Annotated in this window: 2 protein-coding genes; one reads left to right on the top strand and one right to left on the bottom strand. The window is 36.9% G+C overall.

Annotation, left to right across the window (positions count from 1 at the left end):
- The coding region (locus KO511_RS14025) for a Calx-beta domain-containing protein (RefSeq protein ID WP_289847794.1) at positions 1-774 on the top strand (774 nt) is incomplete at its 5' end.
- 225 nt (positions 775-999) lie between these two features.
- Here the strand turns inward: KO511_RS14025 and KO511_RS14020 are convergent.
- A complete protein-coding gene (locus KO511_RS14020) occupies positions 1000-1224 on the bottom strand; it encodes a hypothetical protein (protein ID WP_215988037.1) in 225 nt (74 codons plus the stop codon).
- Positions 1225-2366: the final 1142 nt, after the last annotated feature.

The raw sequence follows: 2366 nt of genomic DNA, 5'->3' as shown, positions 1-2366 counted from the left end.
ACAGTGGTGGTGACAGGCCAGGGTAAAGCTGGCACTGCAATGGAAGCTGAGACTGCAACGGATGAGCTAACAATATATAAGGTAAATGACCCAGAACTCACCATTGTGGCTTCAGACTCTTCGGCCAGTGAACCTAACGATAGCGGAAGGTTTAGGATTACTGTATCAGAGGCATTCGCTCAAGATACAACAATGAATATAGCTATATCAGGCACTGCAAGAAATGGTACTGATTATACAACTATTCGGCAAACCCATAACTTCCGTGCAGGAAGGCAAACATTGGATATTCTAGTCACTGTCAGAGACGATTCTGTAGAGGAAAATAGTGAGACGGTAGTAGTTACTTTGCAAGATGGAAACGGGTACGTCGTAGGTTCATCCTCCTCAGCAACGGTTACCATTAAGGATGATGACGAGCTCCGCGTTGTGCCAATGACGGTTGAGGTTGAGTGTATAGCAGACGGTTTCCCATTCTCTGTACGTACAAGGCTTTGGACAAGAGTATCGAACTCTTCTGGAAAAACTGGATATATATACGAACCTCATAAGGGGTGGAAAAGGATTCCATCAGATACGAATAGGAAAGAAATTGATTATCAAGAAACTAATCAAGCAGGTAAACAGTTAGTTGAAAGATTTAGGGATTCTCATGGTGTGGTATCAAATTATTTCTCCCTACCAGCTGATGAAACTAGATGCCATTGGCAAATTGGTCATAACGCTAATGGAAAGTGGACTCATTCCTATAATGGCTATAGTAAAATACCATAGTAAGTAACTTTTAAATCTTAATTGGCATCCTATCCTAACTAAATTTCAAGGGTAGGATGTCAATATAATTTGCGTAATGATTCTGCCTTTCTAAACATTGAGGAGGGCAATGAGTAATAAGATTGCTCTTTCCTTCCAAAGCTTGTCCATATTGCCATCTTTTAAATTGATCTTTCCTGAACATATGCATTTCTTCGAATCCTTTAATTGTGGTGTAGGCCGTTTTCATTGATTTAAAGCCACTGAAAGTGGTTGATAATCCGTTTGAGTTTGCCTTATTTGAAACTGAACCTTAAGACCTTCGACAATTCTCCTCCATGAAGTGAAGTCGTTGCCGCATCGACCAATTTTCAGGATAAAACTCGCTTGGTTTTCTGCCTCATGCATCGCTTCTAGTGTGGAATGAATATCATCAGTCACCTCTGTATCATGCAAGCCACTCTGAATCATCGCCTTATTTACAAAGGCATTTGTGGCCGATGAATTACGATTGTGGTTTAGAAAAGAAGCAATGACATGACAAACCAATTGACCGTTTAATAGTAGTACCAGCTCTCACCTTTGATTTTTATGTAGGTTTCGTTCATTCCGGATACTGATGTTATTTACGCCGAAGGTTGTATCTGAGGATTGTGCGTAAATTTGACTCCCCCGCGTTGAATGAAAACTGGGTGAATATTAATCTAGACATTCAAAGTTTTCACAGAACCTACGAGAGTCCATGATGTATTTGTAGTAGCCCACGCGATAGTTGAGAAAAGCTATGAATATATAATGTACTCGACACTTGGAGTGAGATCATTACCTTGATTGGACCCAAGTCGATGTTTTTGATATTAACGAATGCATTTTATTATTGATTCTTTATGTGAATATATTTATTAATTTGTATTTTTAATTGTGATTTATTGTCGTTTGAATTTTTCCTTCTTATCAAAAAAGTAGTTCAAATAAATGATAAAAATAAACTTAAATACTAAATTTTCTTTAATGTTTTGTTTTATTCATGGTTTTTACATAGATAATCAAAAGTGTTTTTTGCTAGTTTTTTAAGCTGATTTTTTGAAAAATGCATCTTAATATCAGACAATTAGCTTGTTTTTTTATTTTTTAGTAGTTACTTATGCTTGTGTGTTTTTCTGTAAAACATGTGCTTTTAGTGTAAATGAGTTAATTTTGTAAACTTAGTTTTACATAGTGTTAGGGGTGGGGGAAAATCCCGCGCTCTGTGTTGTGATAATTCAATCATTAAAAATTACTATTTATCGCGTTGCAGCGCTAAATGTGATGTTAGTCCATGTGTTGCCACATAATTTAACACTAAGGGTATGGAAAAGAAGCCATTCTAGTTGTGAACAGAATGACAGGTTTTCTGAGCAAAAAAAAAGCTAAGCGGCCTTCTGACCTTATCGATACAAATTCTAAAAAAACATAAGAGTAGTTATTAGTATGAACAGCAAAATTAAATTTATCGCACTTTCAGCATTAGCTTCAGCAATGACATTCACCTCAGTGGCTTCTCAAGCAGCCGTTAATGGTAGCGTAGAAGTAAAATTCCAAAGCTCAATCACGTCAGCTTCATGTGAAATTGG

The sequence above is a fragment of the Vibrio hepatarius genome (assembly GCF_018860525.1).
GTDB lineage: Bacteria > Pseudomonadota > Gammaproteobacteria > Enterobacterales > Vibrionaceae > Vibrio > Vibrio hepatarius_B.
The sequence above is the reverse complement of the archived record's forward strand: the minus strand, read 5'-3'. Positions and strand labels throughout refer to the sequence as shown.